Genomic DNA, 15518 nt, shown 5'->3' on the forward strand with positions numbered 1-15518 from the left:
TAGATCGTCAAAGAGTGGACGGACTGCGCCGCAGGTGTCTGCGAACCAGTACGTCGAGGGTTTCTCCCAGCGCCTGCGCATCGACCCCGCGGGTAATGAAGACGATGCGGGTACGCCGATCAGCGCTGGGCCAGGCCGGCAATAACTCCGGCGGATGAAAGAGGTGCTGGACGCCATGGATTACCAGCGGTCGGTCTGGATCTTCGGCCTGCTGGATCAGACCTTTGACGCGCAGCAAATCCTCGCCGCGCATCGCGATCACCATGTCCAGCCAGGTGGCGAATGCATCGCGCGGTAGCGGCACATCCCGTACCAGGACAAAGCTCGAGATACCGTCCCGGTGCTGTGGTGCAGCGTCCTCGGCCATGTCCCCTGCTGCGTACTGCGCACGGTAAAACAGCGCATCCGTCGGCGCCACATGCGTACTCTTTCGGGCCTGGATGTGATCGTGCAGCACTTGGGGCTGGTTTTCACGGTCCGCATGCAGCTGGGCCAGCCCATTGATCTCGCGTAGCCGCTCCACCAGGGGTGACAGCAATGGGCCATCCTCCAGCAAATCGGTTTTAGTCAAGAACAGACGGTCGGCGACTGCCACCTGCCGCACAGATTCAGGATGGCGATCCAAGGTACCCATGCCCAGCACTGCATCGACGGTGCAGGCAACGCCCGCCAGCTCGAAGCGACTGCGGATGCCAGGGTCCGCCATCAAGGTACGAAGAATCGGCCCAGGATCGGCCAGGCCGCTGGTCTCGATCAACACCTGCCGCAGCGGTGGCCCGGTACGCTCAGCAATTCGATTCAGCGCTTCCACCAGATCGCCGCGTACTGCGCAGCACATGCAACCATTGGCGAGCAGGATGGTGTCGTCCGTGGTCTGCGCGATGAGGTCGTGATCGATGCCCACCGCGCCAAACTCGTTGACGATCACTGCCGTGCCGTGCAAGTCCGGGAGCCGCAACAGCCGGTTCAGCAGAGTGGTTTTGCCGCTGCCGAGAAAGCCTGTCAGCACCGTCACCGGCACACGCTCGCCCAGAGCAGCGTCGGAAGCCAGCAATGAAGAAAAATGACCACCCATGGCTATCCCCTCGCCCCGGCACCGTGCAGCTCGGAAAACGACGTCAAGGTGCGCTCTATTTTGGGGAGCAACCATTCCGCCACAACACCTGGCAGCCGGTCCTGCTGTACTTCGTGCAGCAAGTGGCTCAAGGGCTGGTCCTGCGCAGCAGACTTCTGCAGCGCATTGAAGAAGTTGACAACCTCCTCCACGCCGCAGCGCAGGCCTACGTCTTCCAGATAGCCCACAATGTCTAGCTCGAAGTCTTCGAGCCTCAGGCTTACGCCACCGGTACCGCAGGCGCACGCGCCCCCGAGGGCGACATGGCGCATGGACAGGTCGCTCCACAGGCTGAGCATGCGGTCGGCACGCTGCGCCAGGTCATCCGCCATGGCGAGACTCACTGTCCGTCCCAGGCGACGTTTTCCGTCGCACCATTGCGCACAGGAGCAGGCGATTTGCGCAAGGCACGTGTAGCCTCCTGTGCGACCTGCCCCTTCGAATCGAGCGCAACCCGGTAGACTTCGCGAGCCACCTCGGCGCTGACGTAGCCTTCGCGTACATCCTCGGCGACCAGTTCGACATCGCGCTCCAGCGGGTCGCCGAAGCCACCACCGCCGCCCGAGAGCATTTTGTACGCGTCACCTCGTTCGAGCCGCACGTTAAATATCTTCGCGTTCAGGTGGTCGGTCTTCCATTCACCCTTGTGGCGCACAGCCAAGCCATTCCCCATCGCGTCGCCGCCGCCTTCCAGGCCCCAGGGCTTGCAGTGCACGCGGTCGATGCGGGTGGTCACGGTGAAGGGCGAGAGTGCTTGCACCACCATCTCTGCGCCGAGGCCGCCACGGTATTTACCGGCACCTGCGCTGTCCCGGCGGATCTCGTACTTCTCCACCAGCACGGGGTACTTGGCCTCCAGTTGTTCGGTCGGGCTGTTGTGTGTGTCGCCGTCATTGATGCAGACGGTGACCGAGACACCGTCCTCGCTGCTCTTGGCACCCCAGCCGCCGCCCAGCGGGCCGATGCCCACGATGAACAGCCGACCGTCCTCCGGCGAAATGCCGTGGATGTTGGGGAACACCAGGTCGGCGTGGTGGCCGGCGATGGAGCGGTGGGGAATGGCCGGGGCCAATGCCTTGAAGATGGTGTCGATCACCGTCATCGGGAAGGTCATCCACACCCGCATCGGGTACGGGCGCTGGGCGCTGATCACCGTGCCCATGGGCATGATCACTTTCAGCGGCCGAAAGCTGCCATCATTCACCGGGTAATCGGTCGGCGTGGTCAAGCACTTGTAGGCCACCTGCGCGCAGGCGATGCCGGTGGTGAAACCGGAGTTGTAGAAGCCGCGCACCTGCTTGCTGACTTCTGACAGGTCTACCGTCATCTCGTCACCCGCGACGGTCACTTTCACGCGGATCGGTATGCGTTTTCCGATGTCCAGGCCGTCGTCGTCCATGAACGATTCGGCCTCGTACACGCCGTCGGGAATCGACAGGGTGTTCTTGCGCGCCACCGCCTCGCTGGAGTCCATGATCTGGCGGATCGAGCCATTCACTGCATCGACGCCGTAACGCTGCAGCAGTTCGACATAGCGGCGCTCGCCGGTGGTGATGGCGGTGATCTGCGCGCGCAGGTCGCCCAGTGCCCGTTCGGCCAGCCGCACGTTCATGGCGATGATGTCGATCAGGTCCTGGTTGACCACGCCCTCACGCTGGTATTTCATGATGGGGATCTGGATCCCCTCGCTGAAAATATCGGTGGTCACATTGCCCAGCGTGCCGCCCACATCCAGCCAATGCGCCATGCAGCAGGTGAAGCCTTCGAGCTTGCCTTCGTGGAACACCGGCATCGTGAACGTGAAGTGGTTCAGATGGCTGCCGGTGGTGTAGGCGTCGTTGGTGACCAGGATGTCGCCCGGCAGGATGTTGTCATAGCCGAAGTGCCGGATCTTGGCCTTCACCGTCTCGGACATGCCACGGATGAACATCGGCAGGCCGAGGCCGATGGAGACCGTGTCGCCTTCCTTGGTGAACAGACCGACTGTGAAGTCCAGCGCCTCGTAGATGATGAGGTTGTAGGCGGTGCGCGTGAGGTTGGTCTTCATCTCCTCCGTGACGGCATACAGACCGTTGCGGATGATCTCGACGGTGACGGGGTCGATCGCCACGCTGATGTTCTGGTTGGTGCTCATGTCCGGTCGCTCCCGATGTTGATTTGAAGGTTGCCAAGTTCATCCACGCGCAAGTCATCACCAGGCTGGATGACCGTGGTGGAGGCGTGCTCCTCGATCAGTGCCGGGCCGGTGATGGTGTTGCCCGCGCGCAGCAGCTCGCGTGTGTAGACCGGCGTGTCGGCCCAGCCGCCCTGGCGGAAGTACACTGGCTTGACGGCCCGCAGCGCGGCCTTCTCGGGCTTGGAAGAGCCTTCGTCCACGCTATGTTTGGGCGGCTTTTTCATGGTGCCCAGCACGGTTACGCGTAGGCTCACCAGATCGGCCGGCTCCTTGGGCGCTGAGGTACCGTAGCGCACCTTGTGCAGCTCGTCGAACTGCTGCTTGATGGCCGAGCGGTCGCGGCCTTCGAAGTAGGCCAACGGCAAGTCCACCGTGACGGCGTGTTCCTGGCCCACGTAGCGCATGTCGGCCGCGCGCTCGATCACCACACCATCGGCTTTGACGCCAGATTGGGCGAGCGCGGCACGGCCCTCGTCCTCCATCGTCTTGTATGCTGCCTCAATCTCCTCGAACGACACGTCGTTGAGCTTGCGGAACACCGAACGCACATAGTCGTAGCGCAAGTCGGAGAACAGCATGCCGTAGGCCGAGAAATAGCCTGGTGCGTAGGGGATCAGCACCTTGCGAATGCCGATTTCGCGGGCAATGGCCGAAGCGTGCAGCGGCCCGGCGCCGCCGTACACCACCATGGTGAAGCTGCCGGCATCCAGCCCGCGCTCAGTCGTCACCGCCTTCACGGCATGCGACATCTGCGTCACCGCGATGCGCAGGATGCCGTCGGCCGCCTCGGTCGGATCCAGACCCAACGGACCAGCTACCCGTTCGCGCATCTGGCGCTCGCAGGCTTCCAGGTCGAGCTTGAGTTCGCCGCCGAGGAAATGCTCGGCATCGAGCCGCCCCAACAGCAGGTTGGCATCGGTCACCGTCGGTTCCTTGCCACCGCGGCCATAAGCCACCGGGCCGGGGATGGAGCCGGCGCTCTGTGGTCCCACGCGCAACGCATTGCCGGTCTCCACGCGGGCGATCGAACCGCCACCGGTGCCGACCTCATGGATGTCCATCATCGGGATTTGTATCGGCAGAGCACGTTCATAACCGCCGATCAGCGCCGAGCCGGTGGTGAGTGGCCGGCCTTCGCTAATGACGCCGGCCTTGGCCGTGGTGCCGCCCATGTCGAAGGCAATCGCATCGCCCATGCCGAGCTGGGCGCAGATGGCCTGCGCACCGATCACGCCAGCAGCGGGGCCGGACTCCAGCATGCGCACGCAGCCGACCCGCGCGTGTTCCACCGGGAACAAGCCGCCCGTGGACTGCACGATGTAGAAATCGCCGTTGAAGCCCTTTTGGCCCAGGTGGGCCTCCAGTTCGCCGAGGTAGGCCGAGACACGCGGGCCGACGTAGGCGTTGGCCACCGCGGTGGAGACCCGCTCGAACTCGCGGTACTCCTGGGAGAGTTCATGCGAGGCGCAGACAAAGGCGCCAGGAATCTCTTCCTGCAAGATCTGCTTGACGCGCTGCTCATGTGCCGGGTTGCGGTAGGAGTGCAGCAGCAACACGGCCACGGCCTCCACTTCCTTGCCGCGCAGTTCGCGGGCCAGTTCGCGCACGGCGGCCTCGTCCAGTGGCTTGTGGATGCTGCCATCGGCGCGCAGACGCTCGGCCACCTCGAAGCGCAGCGAGCGCTTGACCAGTGGCTGGTGTTTGTTGAAGAACAGGTTGTAGGCATCGGGCCGGTTGACACGGCCGATCTCGTAGATGTCGCGGAAGCCCTCGGTGATCAGGAGCGCCGTGTTGGCACCGGTGCGCTCGAGCAGCGTATTGATCGCGATGGTGGAACCATGCAGGAACAGGTTGCCGTCGCGCAGATCGATGTCGGCGCTATCCAGCGTCGCCTGGATACCGTTGACCAGTTGGCCGTGGGTCGACAAGGCCTTGCCGAACAGCAGCTTGCCGGTGCTCTCGTCAAAGGCCGCCATGTCGGTAAAGGTGCCGCCGATGTCGACGGCGATGCGCAGTTGGGGTTTGCTTGCCATGATGGAATGGGTCTCTTTGGGTGCGGGGTTTAGGTAGCTGTGCCGATGCGGTTACGCAGCACGCCCAGGCCGGTAATCTCGACCTCGACCACATCGCCTTCCTTCATGTACAGCGGTGGTTCGCGGCGGTCACCCACACCTCCGGGCGTGCCGGTGGCTATCACGTCGCCCGGCGACAGCGGCGTGAAGCGGGAGATGTACTCGACCAGCACGGGAATGTCGAAGATCAGGTCGGCCAAGCTAGCGTGCTGCATCACTTGACCGTTGACGCGGGTCTCCAGCGTCAACTTCGTGACGTCAGGCACTTCGTCACGTGTGACGAGGCAAGGTCCGAACGGGGCGGTACCAGGGAAATTCTTGCCCGGCGTGAACTGGTGGGTGTGGCGCTGCCAGTCACGCACACTGATGTCGTTGAAACAGGCATAACCTGCGATGTGCTCAAAGGCCTGCTCCTTCGGGATATGGCGGCCGCCCTTGCCGATCACAAAGGCCAATTCGCCCTCCCAGTCGAAGCGATCGGAGAACGCCGGGCGCAACACCACGTCGCCCTGGGCGGCCAGGCTGTCGTTGAAGCGGAGGAACAATGAGGGGTAGTCACTGTCGGCACGCTTGGTTTCAGCAACATGGGTCTTGTAGTTCAGCCCCACGCAGATGAGCTTGTTTGGGTTGGGGATGACCGGCAGTGCGCGCGTGCTCGCAGCCTGGATGCGGGTGGCAGCACTCAGCCCGGCTTCGAGTTCTGCGAGTGCATTGCCTCGCAACACCGATACGACATCCGGGTAGCGGCTTAAAAAGTCGGCCGAAGGTTGGAGGTATTCACTCTGCTGCGCGACCCCGTAGGTAGCGCTGCCTTCATGCTCAAAACTGACCAGTTTCATTGCTTTCTCCTTAGCTGAATGGACGTTGGTTTCGCGCTGTCAAACCCTTGCGCGAAACCTCGTGCAGCTAATGTAGAAATCTGGAAGAATTCCGAATAGATACAATTCAGAGGTTTCAGATTTGCCATTAATGGCATAACACATCCGGGTAATCCCCATGCATATTGCGAGCGTCAGACTGTTCCTGGAGGTCGCCGAGGCAGGTAGCCTGAGCAAGGTGGCGGCGCGCCGACAGACCGTGCAATCGCATATCAGCCGGCAGATCACCGACTTCGAGGCGGGGTTTGGAGGGCCGCTGTTCCGGCGCACAGGGCGCGGAGTGGCGTTGACCGAGCTTGGCGCGCGCGTGGCGCTGCGGCTGCGCGCCTGGCTGCAGGACACAGACCGACTCACGGAGGAACTGCATGCCGAGTCGGGCAAATTGCTGGGAGAAGTGCGGCTGGGCATCATTCCTTCGGCCGCACATCCGCTGATGACCCGACTCTTCGAGCAGCTGCAGATGGAGCATCCAGGCGTCCGACTCAACATCACCGAAGCGCAAGGCACCGAACTCGACACGATGCTGGACACCGGAACGGTGGATCTGGCAATCCTGTTTCGCTTCAATCGCCCGAGCGGGCGGGAAGAAAAGCTGCTGTCGGTCGCGCACACCTATTTGATTTCAGCGCCAGGCGACGCAATGACCCAAGAGCCCACGGTGAACTTCTCCCGCCTGGCAGGTCTGCGCTTGGTGCTGCCTCGGCGGCCAAGCCACTGGCGCAATGCCTTGGACGAAACCGCTAGAAGCCTTGGATTCAAGCTTGAACCCATCGCCGAGGCAGATTCGCTGACGGTCCAGAAGGAACTGGTGGCGCACACGCCTGGACTGTATTCCGTGCTGGGCCCTTATTCTGTGATTCCTGAACTCAAGAGTGGCCGGCTTCAAGCCAGCAAGCTGGTCAAGCCAGACCTGTTCCGCCACGTGACCCTGGCCTTGCCCAAACAGGGCAAGCTTTCACCGGCTTGCAAAGTCGTTGCGGAGATCGTGCAAAGATTGGTTGAGTCGTGGGGGCACCAACTCTTCGATTCATCTGTAGACCCTGAAAAGGATCAAATGCCTCTGAAAATGGCGAGTCCCCATTTGCCCAAATAAACGGCCGCGAGTGCTGTGGGCACAAAGGTTATGTATGGCAAAAATGCATAGGTCGCGGCTCCCCATCAAGGACATTGCCGCTGCAGGCAGGTTTGCCCTTAAAAGCTGATTGGTGACCGCGTAGAAGCCATTGCCGGAAGCTATCCCGAGAGCGATATAGCCCAAAAAACGCATATCCTTTCTGCACGTTAGTTTCATTTACGAATATTCCGCCACCGAACTACATGGCATGGCCGTCAGCTGCTAATTGGCACTGTCAGCAAGGGCATCCCCTTAAACAACTTACGCAACCCAGGCGGGACGGCTCCGCCCACGATGATCTGGGAAAACCCATCAAGCGGGCCAAAGAAAGCCGGCCGCACGCGCCCCAGCTTGCTCTCATCAATCACTAGAAACCGCTCTGTCGCGACACGCATCGCCGCTTGCTTCACAGGCACCTCGTGAAAATTGGAGCAGCTAACGCCCCGGTCAGTTTGCACACCGCCAGCAGAAATAAACGCTTTGTTGACACCCAGGCGCTCCAGGTACTGCACCGCGTCATCCGAGTAAAAAGTCGCCGACGAGGCGTTGTACAAGCCGCCCATCAGCATCAACTGGATGTTCGGTCGGCGGCTCAAGATGTTGGCCACGTTAAGCGAATAGCACACCACACTCAGTGACATGCCGGTTGGCAGAGCTTCGGCAAACTGCGCCATGGTGGTGCCGCAATCCACAAAGATGCAATCCCCCTCTTCCACGAACTGGGCAGCCCGCTCGCAGGCCAGACGCTTGTTTGGAGCATGCTCATCGCCTGCTATGTCCAACGAGTACTTCTCCGATGCAGGCAATGTGGCTGCCAGCACGTAGCCTCCCAAGCAAGACAGAGGCGCATCGGTGGCAGCCAGATCGCGGCGAACCGTCATTTCTGTCACGTTCAGCGCCTGCGCTGCCGCCTTGAGAGGAAGCGGGCCATTGGCATAGACCAGCTCCTGCATCCGAGCGAGTCGCAGGAGCCGAGCTTCAGCCCCGGATGTTTTACGCATGTTGAATTTCCATATCTGACCAAGGGTAAGTATCGAGCATCTGAATGTTTTTATAAAAACATGTTGCACAAATAAATGTTACTGTAATAACATTCATAACACCACAACGAAATGCGCGGCGCTCTCCAAAGATGCAAGCGCATGCCAACCGAGACACAGCATGTTTTCAGAGTTCCCACCACCCCACTCCAATGCGCTCGCCAGCGCTTTGCAGCCCCCACTATGACAACCACATCGATTGCCTTGCGCGACGTACCGCAGGCCCTGCACCGGGTCGTGCCCACCACGGCTGCCAGTCCGCAGCATCTGCGCAATGCAGGCGTGGCCTTCGACAGGAGCTGGATCGACGCTCTGCGCGTCAACCTGTCCGCAGCCGAACGCCGCGTCGCCAGCTTGCCCGGCCGCCGCTCGGTCAAAAAGAATGCCCAAGCCGGCTGGTTGCTCAAAGCCATCAGCTGCATAGACTTGACTACGCTGAGTGGTGACGACACGGCAGAGCGCGTGCGCCGCCTGTGTGCCAAGGCCATCCAGCCGGTACGCCCTGATTTGTTGGAGCAACTCGGCTTTGCAGACCGCCAGCTGCGCACCGGGGCCGTCTGCGTGTACCACCGCTTCGTCGCCACAGCGGTCGAAGCTTTGCAGGGCACGGGCATTCCCGTCGCGGCCGTGTCCACAGGCTTTCCGGCAGGGCTGATTCCCCACGACCTCAAGCTCAAGGAAATCGAAGCCTCGGTGCGTGACGACGCGCAAGAAATCGACATCGTCATCACCCGCGAGCATGTGCTCACCGGCAACTGGCAAGCGCTCTACAACGAGATGCGTGACTTCCGCCGCGCGTGTGGCGACGCCCACGTCAAGGCCATCCTGGCCACCGGTGAACTCAAGACCCTGCGCAATGTCGCCAAGGCCTCCATGGTCTGCATGATGGCTGGGGCTGACTTCATCAAGACCTCTACCGGCAAGGAAAGCGTGAATGCCACGCTGCTGGTCACCCTGGTGATGCTGCGCATGATCCGCGCCTACGAGGCCTTGACGGGCTTCCGGGTGGGCTACAAGCCCGCCGGCGGCGTGTCCACCGCCAAAGGCGTGCTGGAGTACCAGGTGCTGATGAAGGAAGAGCTCGGCCGCGACTGGCTGGAGCCCGACCTGTTCCGCGTTGGCGCATCTACCCTGCTGGCCGACATCGAGCGCCAACTGGAGCACCACTTGACTGGCCGCTACTCGGCCTTCCACCACCACCCGATCGGATAAAGCGATGAACGTCGCCCACTACTTTGACACCATGGACTACGGCCCAGCCCCCGAAAGCGATACCGAGGTGCGCCACTGGTTGGCCAAGCATGCCGAAGGCTTCGGCCACTTCGTCAACGGCAGCCAGACCGCCCCCGCCGAGGGCGTGTATTTCGACACACTGGAGCCCGCCACCACGCAACGCCTAGCCTCCGTGGCCCAAGGGTCAAGCGCCGATGTGGATGCCGCCGTAGTCGCCGCCCGCGCCGCCCAAGCCAAGTGGGAAGCCCTGGGTGGCCCCGGCCGGGCCCGCTATCTGTATGCGCTGGCCCGCATGGTGCAGCGCCACGCCCGCCAGTTCGCCGTGCTGGAGGCGCTGGACAACGGCAAGCCCATCCGCGAAACCCGCGATCTGGACGTGCCGCTGGCGGCCCGCCACTTCTACCACCACGCGGGCTGGGCCCAGCTGCAGGAACGCGAGTTTTCCGACCAGGTGCCCTTGGGCGTCATCGGCCAGATCATTCCCTGGAACTTCCCACTGCTGATGCTGGCCTGGAAGATCGCCCCGGCCTTGGCCTTGGGCAACACCGTTGTACTGAAACCGGCCGAATTCACGCCACTGACCGCGCTGCTGTTTGCCGAACTGGCTGCCCAAGTGGGACTGCCCGCCGGTGTACTGAATGTGGTCACGGGCGACGGCACCACCGGTGCTGCTCTGGTGGCCCACCCGGACGTGAACAAGATCGCCTTTACCGGCTCCACCGAGGTAGGCCGCTTGATACGCCAACACACGGCGGGCAGCGGCAAATCATTGACCTTGGAGCTGGGCGGCAAGTCCCCCTTCATCGTGTTCGACGACGCCGACCTGGACGCTGCCGTGGAAGGCGTGGTGGACGCTATCTGGTTCAACCAGGGCCAGGTGTGCTGCGCCGGCTCGCGCCTGCTGCTGCAGGAAAGCATTGCCGCCGACTTCATCGACCGCCTGAAGCAGCGCATGCTGACCCTGCGCGTGGGCATGCCCCTGGACAAATGCATCGACATGGGTGCGCTGATCGATCCGTCGCAGATCGCCCGCGTGCGCAAACTCGTCGATACCGGCGTACGCGAAGGCGCAGAGTGCTACCAGGCGCCACATGCTTGCCCCACGGGCGGGAGCTTCTTCCCACCTACTTTGCTGACCAATGTACATCCAGCGTCCACCGTGGCGACAGAAGAAATCTTTGGCCCGGTGCTGGTGTCCATGACCTTCCGCACGCCTGACGAAGCTTTGACCCTGGCCAACAACAGCCGCTATGGCCTGGCCGCCAGCGTGTGGAGCGAAACCATAGGCCTGGCGCTGGGCATGGCACCCAAGTTGCAAGCCGGTGTGGTCTGGATTAACGCCACCAACCTGTTCGATGCGGGTGTGGGATTCGGTGGTTACCGCGAATCCGGCTACGGCCGCGAAGGTGGGCGCGAGGGCTGCTACGAATACCTGAAGCCACGCGCCTGGGCCCAGCGTACGCCACGCAAAGCCCTGGCCGTCACCGCACCCAAGGAAAAAACAAGTTCCAAGAAACCCGTAGTGCGCCTGGTCGGAGTAGACCGTACGCAGAAGCTCTTTATCGGTGGCAAACAGGTGCGGCCAGACGGCGAGTATTCCCACACCGTGTACGCGCCGAACGGCGTACCGCAAGGCGAAGTCGGCACCGGCAACCGCAAGGACATACGCAACGCGGTGACCGCTGCGCACGCCGCCAGTGCCTGGTCATCTGCCACACCGCATCGCCGCGCGCAGGCGCTGTACTACCTGGCAGAAAACCTGGCGATCCGTGCCAGCGAGTTTGCCGACCGCATTGCAGTCACCACCGGCGTCAGCGCCGCCGCGGCCGAAGCCGAAGTAGAGGCATCCGTCGCCCGCCTGTTCAGCTACGGCGCCTGGGCCGACAAATACGAAGGCGTGGTGCACGTGCCACCCCTGCGGGGCGTGGCGCTGGCCATGACCGAAGCGATCGGCGTAGTGGGTGTGGTGTGCCCCGACGAGTCACCCCTGCTGGCGTTCATCAGCCTGGTGGCGCCCTTGATTGCCATGGGCAACCGCGTGGTAGTGGTGCCGAGCGAGCGCTTCCCACTGGCCGTGACGGACTTCTGCCAGGTGCTGGAGTCGTCGGATCTACCCGGCGGCGTAGTGAACGTGGTGACGGGCATATCCGCCACCCTCGCCCAAACACTGGCCGAGCACGACGATGTGGACAGCCTATGGGCTTTTGGCTCGGCGGCGCTATCGCTCAGCACGGAGAAGCTGTCGGCCGGCAACCTGAAACGCACGCTGGTGGACCACGGCCTGGCCACCGACTGGCACAACCCGGCCGCCGCAGAGGGCCCCACCTTTCTGCGCCACGCGGTGCAGGTCAAGAACATCTGGGTGCCCTATGGCGACTGACTTAGCACCCCAAACATCGCACTAAAAACAATAGGAGGAGACATGCTGAAATCAATCAATCCGCTGCTCAATGCAGACGTGCTGTACGCATTGCGCGCCATGGGCCATGGCGATGAACTGGTGCTGTGCGACGGCAACTTCCCCGCCGACTCGGTGGCCCGCCAAACCGTACTCGGCCGGGTGCTGCGCATCGACGGTGTCGGTACGCAAGAGGCCGCGCGTGCCATCCTGTCGGTGATGCCGCTCGACGGCGCGGTGGAGACACCGGTACAGCGCATGGAAATCATGGGCCAGCCCGACGAGATCCCCCCGGTGCAAACCGAGCTGCAGGCCGAGATCGACCGAGCAGAAGGCAAACATTGGCCCATGGGCTCGATAGAGCGCTTCGCGTTCTACGAAGCCGCCCGCAAAGCCTATTGCGTCATTGCGACCAGCGAGCGCCGCTTCTACGGCTGCTTTCTGCTCAAAAAAGGCGTGATCGCACCGGAAGCCTGACGCCATGTACACCACCAACACCTCCCAGCACGGCGTGACCGTATTGGGCATTTATGTGGCCGACCTGGCATTCCGCGCCGCCGGCTTACCCGGGATCGGCGAGACCGTTGCCGGCTCCAGCTTTGCCATGGGTCCGGGCGGCAAGGGCTCCAACCAAGCCGTGGCGGCGGCCCGCGCAGGCGGCAAAGTTACCTTCATCTCCAAGCTGGGCAAAGACGCTTTTGGCGACGCGGCCCTGGCACTGTGGGCCCAAGAAGGCATCACCATCCAGGTGAGCCAGCTTGCAGATGCCGCCACCGGCGCAGCCTTCATCTTTGTGCAGGAGACCACGGGTGACAACGCCATCATCGTGTCACCCGGTGCGGCTGCGCACATCCAAGTCAGCGATGTAGAGGCTGCGGCCTCCGCCATCCAGGGCGCCCGGGTCTTCATGACCCAGCTGGAGCAATCGGCGGCAGCGGCACAGCGCGGCCTGGAGATTGCCCGGGCCGCGGGCACAACCACCATCTTCAACCCGGCACCCGCGCTGGCTTTCGACGACGCCGTGTATGCGCTGTGCGACTACATCACGCCGAACGAGCACGAAGCCGCGGCCTTGACCGGCTTGCCGGTGGGCAACCTGGCGCAGGCCCGCAAAGCCGGCGATGCCCTGTTGGCCAAAGGCGTGGGCTGCGCCCTGATCACCCTGGGGGCGCACGGTGCCTTGCTGCACAGCGCTCAGGAATCGGTGCACATCCCGCCTTTCGAGGCCGGCCACGTGGTGGAAACCGCGGGCGCGGGTGACGCGTTCAACGGCGGCTTTGCCACGGCCCTGGCCGAAGGCGCCAGCCCACGGGCCGCCGCACGCTTTGGCTCTGCCGTGGCGGCAATCTCGGTGACGCGGGCAGGCACGGCGCCGTCCATGCCCACGCGCGCCGAAGTCGATGCGCTGCTGCGCAAATACGCCTGAGGTACGCGCCATGAAGTTCAAATCCGCAGACCCGCAGCTGAATTTTCTGGTCGGCATCAATGTTGCCATCCTGCTGGCAGCCACGCTGTTGTCGGGCGGCGACTTTCTGGATGTCTACAACTTCCAGTCCATGGCCAGCCAGTTGCCCGAACTGGCCTTGATCGCCATCGGCGTTGCGCTATCCATGATTTCTGGCAACGGCGGCATCGACCTGTCGGGCGTAGCCCTGGCCAACCTGGCCGGTGTGGTTGCGGCCAGCATGGCGCCGCTGCTGTTCTCTGCCGACACGGCGCCGTGGATGTACACGTTGACCTTTGCGCTGATTGCGCTCCTGGTGGGCACGGCTGGCGGTCTGCTGAATGGTTGGCTGATCTCCATCGCAGGCCTGACGCCCATACTCTGCACGCTGGGCACACAGCTGTTGTTCACCGGCGCCGCTGTGGTGCTGACCAACGGCTCCAGCCTGCGGGTGGGCAATGCAGAGCCGCTATCAGCCATTGGCAATGAGCTGGTGTGGGGTGTCCCCATCCCGTTTGCCATATTTCTGGTGATCTTGTTGCTGGTGGGCTGGCTGCTGCGCTACAGCACTTTTGGCATCCGCCTGTTCCTGCTGGGCACCAACGCCAAAGCCGCACGCTACAGCGGCATCTCGCAAGAGCGCATGCTGATGGGCACTTATGCGGTGAGCGGCCTGCTGGCTGCAGTGGCCGGGGTCATCATCGCGGCGCGCACGGCCAGCGTGAAATCGGACTACGGCACGTCTTACTTGTTGATTGCCATTCTGATGGCGGTGATGGCCGGGGTCCGTCCGCAGGGTGGCTATGGCCGCATGGTGTGCCTGTTTTTCTCGGCCATGGCGCTGCAGCTGCTGTCGAGCACCTTCAACCTGCTGGGCATATCCAATTTCTTCCGCGACTGTGCCTGGGGCCTGCTGCTGCTGGTCTTCCTGGCCTCGGCACGCTGGAGCCTGCCCAACTTTTCCGCTTTGTTACCGCGCAATCGCGCATCGTTGAACCAGCCCCCTCCTGGATCACCGTAAATCACCCGAGGGTTAGGAGACAAATATGTTTAAAAAATCTGCTTGCGCTGTTCTTGTTTTGAGTTCTCTGGGCTTTGCCGGCGCCTTGTTCGCCCAAGGCAAACCCCAAAATATCGTCACCGTTGTGAAGATCACCGGTATCAGCTGGTTCAACCGCATGGAAGTCGGCGTCAAGGAGTTTGGCGCGTCCACCCCTGGCGTGACAACCCAGCAAATCGGCCCCGCCCAATCGGATGCGGCCCAGCAGCAGCGCCTGGTCGAAGACCTGGTGGCCAAGAAGGTGGATGCGATTGCCGTGGTGTCCATGGACCCGCCCACCCTGGAGCCTGTACTCAAGCGCGCCATGGAACGCGGCATCAAGGTGGTGACGCATGAAGCCGACAACCAGAAGAACACCATGGCCGACATCGAAGCGTTCGACAACACCGCCTATGGCGCGCGTCTGAACGACCGCCTGGCGGCTTGCATGGGCGAGTCCGGAAAATGGACTTCGCTAGTCGGCTCTCTGGGCAGCCAATCGCAGGTCCAATGGGCAGATGGCGGTGCAGGCAATGCCACCAAGAAGTACCCCAAGATGACCCTGGTAGACGCCAAGAACGAGTCCGCCAACGATGCCGAAAAAGCCTATTCCAAAGCCAAGGAAATGCTGCGCAAGCACCCCGACCTGAAGGGCTTCCAGGGCTCGTCCTCGCTGGACGTGCTGGGCATCGGCCGGGCGGTGGAAGAAGCGGGTCTGCAAGGCAAGATCTGCGTCTACGGAACAGGTTTGCCCAGCGAGGCCGCCAAGTTCCTGGAGTCTGGCGCCGTAGGCGGCATCGCCTTCTGGGACCCGAAAGACGCCGGCATTGTGATGAACAAGGTCGCCAAGCTGCTGCTGGATGGCAAGCAGCCTACCGATGGCATGGACATGGGCGTCACCGGCTACAACAAGGTGCAGGTCAAAAAGGGCCCAGGTGTGGGCGTAATCGTGACCGGCCAGGCCTGGGTGGAAGTGGACAAGCAGAACTACAAGAAATACGCGTTCTAGT

The 15518-nt window shown here is 62.5% G+C and carries 13 protein-coding genes; 7 read left to right on the forward strand and 6 right to left on the reverse strand.

Going from position 1 to position 15518, the window contains the following annotated elements:
• Positions 1-7: 7 nt before the first annotated feature.
• Genes BLT66_RS18265 through BLT66_RS18285 form a run of 5 tightly spaced genes read right to left on the reverse strand, consistent with a single transcriptional unit; the run spans position 8 to position 6201 of the window.
• Positions 8-1075, reverse strand: a complete 1068-nt coding sequence (locus BLT66_RS18265) for a CobW family GTP-binding protein (RefSeq protein WP_092759740.1) — start codon at positions 1073-1075, stop codon at positions 8-10.
• Between the two features lie 2 nt (positions 1076-1077).
• The gene (locus BLT66_RS18270; protein WP_092759742.1) at positions 1078-1446 is read right to left on the reverse strand and encodes a hypothetical protein; all 369 of its coding nucleotides are present in this window, start codon (positions 1444-1446) and stop codon (positions 1078-1080) included.
• Positions 1447-1454: 8 nt separating this feature from the next.
• The gene (locus BLT66_RS18275) at positions 1455-3248 is read right to left on the reverse strand and encodes a hydantoinase B/oxoprolinase family protein (RefSeq protein ID WP_092759744.1); all 1794 of its coding nucleotides are present in this window, start codon (positions 3246-3248) and stop codon (positions 1455-1457) included.
• A complete protein-coding gene (locus BLT66_RS18280; RefSeq protein WP_092759746.1) occupies positions 3245-5323 on the reverse strand; it encodes a hydantoinase/oxoprolinase family protein in 2079 nt (692 codons plus the stop codon). The genes BLT66_RS18275 and BLT66_RS18280 overlap by 4 nt, the downstream gene beginning before the upstream one ends.
• Positions 5324-5352: 29 nt before the next feature.
• The gene (locus tag BLT66_RS18285) at positions 5353-6201 is read right to left on the reverse strand and encodes a fumarylacetoacetate hydrolase family protein (RefSeq protein ID WP_092759748.1); all 849 of its coding nucleotides are present in this window, start codon (positions 6199-6201) and stop codon (positions 5353-5355) included.
• 157 nt (positions 6202-6358) lie between these two features.
• Between BLT66_RS18285 and BLT66_RS18290 the strand changes: the two genes are divergently transcribed.
• A complete protein-coding gene (locus BLT66_RS18290; protein WP_092759750.1) occupies positions 6359-7333 on the forward strand; it encodes a LysR family transcriptional regulator in 975 nt (324 codons plus the stop codon).
• 236 nt (positions 7334-7569) lie between these two features.
• On the opposite strand, the gene BLT66_RS18295 is transcribed toward BLT66_RS18290, so the two are convergent.
• A complete protein-coding gene (locus BLT66_RS18295; protein ID WP_092759752.1) occupies positions 7570-8355 on the reverse strand; it encodes a DeoR/GlpR family DNA-binding transcription regulator in 786 nt (261 codons plus the stop codon).
• Between the two features lie 222 nt (positions 8356-8577).
• On the opposite strand from BLT66_RS18295, the gene deoC reads away from it, so the two are divergent.
• From deoC to BLT66_RS18325, 6 genes are read left to right on the forward strand one after another with little or no spacing between them, the layout of a single operon-like run.
• Positions 8578-9606: a deoxyribose-phosphate aldolase gene (gene deoC / locus BLT66_RS18300; protein ID WP_092759754.1), complete on the forward strand. Its 1029-nt coding sequence runs from the start codon at positions 8578-8580 to the stop codon at positions 9604-9606.
• A gap of 4 nt (positions 9607-9610) precedes the next feature.
• Complete coding sequence (locus BLT66_RS18305) at positions 9611-12007, forward strand: aldehyde dehydrogenase family protein (RefSeq protein ID WP_092759756.1); 2397 nt, start codon at positions 9611-9613, stop codon at positions 12005-12007.
• A 42-nt stretch (positions 12008-12049) separates the two neighbouring features.
• Positions 12050-12502 carry an RbsD/FucU family protein gene (locus BLT66_RS18310; RefSeq protein ID WP_092759758.1) on the forward strand — a complete coding sequence of 151 codons (453 nt, stop codon included), beginning with the start codon at positions 12050-12052 and terminating at the stop codon, positions 12500-12502.
• A gap of 4 nt (positions 12503-12506) precedes the next feature.
• Positions 12507-13451, forward strand: coding sequence for a ribokinase (gene rbsK / locus BLT66_RS18315; RefSeq protein ID WP_092759760.1), 945 nt, complete (start codon positions 12507-12509; stop codon positions 13449-13451).
• 10 nt (positions 13452-13461) lie between these two features.
• Positions 13462-14490, forward strand: coding sequence for an ABC transporter permease (locus BLT66_RS18320; protein WP_092759762.1), 1029 nt, complete (start codon positions 13462-13464; stop codon positions 14488-14490).
• Between the two features lie 25 nt (positions 14491-14515).
• Positions 14516-15517: a substrate-binding domain-containing protein gene (locus tag BLT66_RS18325; protein WP_092759764.1), complete on the forward strand. Its 1002-nt coding sequence runs from the start codon at positions 14516-14518 to the stop codon at positions 15515-15517.
• Position 15518 lies beyond the last annotated feature (1 nt).

Source organism: Rhodoferax sp. OV413 (assembly GCF_900104385.1).
GTDB lineage: Bacteria > Pseudomonadota > Gammaproteobacteria > Burkholderiales > Burkholderiaceae_C > Rhodoferax_B.

Coding starts and splice junctions, on each gene's coding strand:
- BLT66_RS18265 (WP_092759740.1), bottom strand. CDS start 1,075: ATGGGTGGTCATTTTTCTTCATTGCTGGCTTCCGACGCTGCTCTGGGC.
- BLT66_RS18270 (WP_092759742.1), bottom strand. CDS start 1,446: ATGGCGGATGACCTGGCGCAGCGTGCCGACCGCATGCTCAGCCTGTGG.
- BLT66_RS18275 (WP_092759744.1), bottom strand. CDS start 3,248: ATGAGCACCAACCAGAACATCAGCGTGGCGATCGACCCCGTCACCGTC.
- BLT66_RS18280 (WP_092759746.1), bottom strand. CDS start 5,323: ATGGCAAGCAAACCCCAACTGCGCATCGCCGTCGACATCGGCGGCACC.
- BLT66_RS18285 (WP_092759748.1), bottom strand. CDS start 6,201: ATGAAACTGGTCAGTTTTGAGCATGAAGGCAGCGCTACCTACGGGGTC.
- BLT66_RS18290 (WP_092759750.1), top strand. CDS start 6,359: ATGCATATTGCGAGCGTCAGACTGTTCCTGGAGGTCGCCGAGGCAGGT.
- BLT66_RS18295 (WP_092759752.1), bottom strand. CDS start 8,355: ATGCGTAAAACATCCGGGGCTGAAGCTCGGCTCCTGCGACTCGCTCGG.
- deoC (WP_092759754.1), top strand. CDS start 8,578: ATGACAACCACATCGATTGCCTTGCGCGACGTACCGCAGGCCCTGCAC.
- BLT66_RS18305 (WP_092759756.1), top strand. CDS start 9,611: ATGAACGTCGCCCACTACTTTGACACCATGGACTACGGCCCAGCCCCC.
- BLT66_RS18310 (WP_092759758.1), top strand. CDS start 12,050: ATGCTGAAATCAATCAATCCGCTGCTCAATGCAGACGTGCTGTACGCA.
- rbsK (WP_092759760.1), top strand. CDS start 12,507: ATGTACACCACCAACACCTCCCAGCACGGCGTGACCGTATTGGGCATT.
- BLT66_RS18320 (WP_092759762.1), top strand. CDS start 13,462: ATGAAGTTCAAATCCGCAGACCCGCAGCTGAATTTTCTGGTCGGCATC.
- BLT66_RS18325 (WP_092759764.1), top strand. CDS start 14,516: ATGTTTAAAAAATCTGCTTGCGCTGTTCTTGTTTTGAGTTCTCTGGGC.